We start from the raw sequence: 2,205 nt of genomic DNA, 5'->3' as shown, positions 1-2,205 counted from the left end.
TTAGTAATCCCTAGTGGACATACGCTGGTTGGGTGGAACTTCTTCGGCTGGCCAGGGCGGCGAAGCGTTTGGGTGTTCATCCGGTGACGCTTCGTTTGTGGGCTGATGCGGGGAAGATTCCGGTGACGTGGGTGGGTCGTGAGCGTCGGTTTTCGTCGGTTGATGTCGAGGCGATGAAGGTTTCCACCGGTGGTGAGCGTGTCCGTTTGGAAGGCCTGTACGTGCGTGTGTCGGGTGCCAGCGGGCAGGAGTCCTCGTTGGAGGCGCAGGAGCGTGAGTTGCGGGCCACGTCCACCGGCGAGGTCGTCAAAGTTTTCCGTGACCGGTCTTCGGGTTTGCGGGAGGACCGGCCGGGCCTGAATGCGTTGTTGCGGGCTGTCGCTGATGGGGATGTCACGGTGGTCCGTGTCGTGTATGAGGATCGGCTGGCTCGGTTCGGTGTGGGCTGGCTGAAACACCTTCTGGCGGTGCACGGCGCGTCCTTGGACGTGCTGCATCCGAAGAAGCTCGGTGGGCGGGAGGAAATCCTCGAGGACTTCGTTTCCCTCGTCGCTACGTTTGCGGGGCGGTTGTATGGGATGCGGTCGGCGGAGAACCGGCGCCGTCTGTTGGCCGAGTCCGGGCAATGCCACGGGCAGGTTGGTGGCCGGTGAGCCGGAACGTACCCCTGTCTGACGGCGAGACCTCCCGCACCGCGTGCGCCCGTGCCCTGCTCCGAACGGGGGTGGACGAAAAGACCGGGGAGGTCCTGTCCGCGGCGGTGCTTGCCGCACGGGTCGGTTGGTGTGCTGATCTGGTGGCGGGCATGGTGGGCGCCCTGGTCGGTGGGCACTGGAACGCCGTCGATGTGGGGGTGTTGGCCGGCGGGGTGGATGCGGCCGGCCGGCGGTTGCCGTCGAATGCGTGGATGGCGTTGCGGCGCCTCGGCTGGACGGTCACTACGTCTGCGGGTGTGCGGGTCAATGACCGGATCGTGCGGATGGCGCAGGAGCAGGCGGGGCGTGCTCTGCGTTCGGTGGTCTGGCGTGCCGATGTGACCGCCGGTGTCCTGTCCACCTGGCCGGCGGATCCGCGTAACCGGACTGCGGCGCAGTGGGAGCAGGTACGCCAGGCGATCCCTGGCGGACAGGGACTGCCGTCGAGTGTCATCAAGTCCCGTACCCGGCAGGCCGCCACGTTCGCTAAGGCCAAGGGGCGTCTGCCGGTGGACGTGTTCGAACTCGAAGGCAGCCCGAGGATTCCGCGGATGCTGCTGCTGGCGGCGTGTGACCGGCAGCAGGCCACCATCGAACGCAGCGACACCGACCCGGCCAGGGCGCTCCTGCGCGTGCAGTTGCCCACCCGCGCGGACCCGCGCTCGTACCGGGACTGGACGTGGGTGGCCTGCCCGATCAACCTGCCACCCACAGTGCCCGCCGCGGCGATGCTGCACCTGCCCACCCTCCGGCTCACCGGCGGGGTGCGCGCCGATCTGGCGTACTCGCATTCGGTGCCGAAGGCCCGGCGCACCGGTCACACGGTGGCGCTGGGCGTGGACTGGGGGCTGAACACGCTGTTGTCCGCCGGAGCCTTGCGACTGCATGAGGACGGTCGGGTCACCGCGTTGGGGGCCGGTGGCCAGTTCCGGGCCGCTGGTGTCCTGGCCAAACAGCACCGCCTGCGCCGCCTGTCCGAGCGGCTGCACAGCAAAGCCGACCACTACCAGCGCCTCACCGGCGGCGACGAGCAGCATCAACTCGTCGGCAAGCATGCCGTCCTGCGGGACGAGATCCGCCACGTGTCGCAGCGCCGTTCGAACTTGAACGACGCCCTCGCCTGGGCGGCCGCCCGCTGGACGGTGGACCAGGCGATCACCGCCTCCGCGACCGTGATCTATCTGGAAGATCTGCGGTCAATGGAAGCCAAGGGCATGGGTCGCACCATGAACACGCGGCTGTCCCAGCAGGTCCGCGGAAAGATCATCGACCGGATGCGGCACCTCGCCGCCGAGGCGGGTGTCGCCGTGGTCACCGTCCCCGCCCGCAACACCTCCAAACACTGCCCCCACTGCCTGACCCCGCTGCGACACTGCAAGGCCCCCGACCAGCCCACCGTCGCGGGCTGGAAGTGGGCCATCTGCCCCCACCAGTCCTGCGGCTGGCAGGGCGACCGCGACCACGGGGCGTGGCGGCGCATCGCCGCCCGCGGCCTCACCCACCAGACCAA

The 2,205-nt window shown here is 68.7% G+C and carries 2 protein-coding genes; both read left to right on the top strand.

The features are described from left to right. Positions 1-32: 32 nt before the first annotated feature. The gene (locus AB0H57_RS32760) at positions 33-653 is read left to right on the top strand and encodes an IS607 family transposase (protein ID WP_357512615.1); all 621 of its coding nucleotides are present in this window, start codon (positions 33-35) and stop codon (positions 651-653) included. Positions 654-805: 152 nt separating this feature from the next. After that, a partial coding sequence (locus tag AB0H57_RS32755) for a zinc ribbon domain-containing protein (RefSeq protein WP_357512617.1) occupies positions 806-2,205 on the top strand: 1,400 nt, incomplete at its 3' end.

Origin of the sequence: Micromonospora sp. NPDC050686 (genome assembly GCF_040654475.1) — a bacterium.
Taxonomy (GTDB): Bacteria; Actinomycetota; Actinomycetes; order Mycobacteriales; family Micromonosporaceae; genus Micromonospora.
The sequence above is the reverse complement of the archived record's forward strand: the minus strand, read 5'-3'. Positions and strand labels throughout refer to the sequence as shown.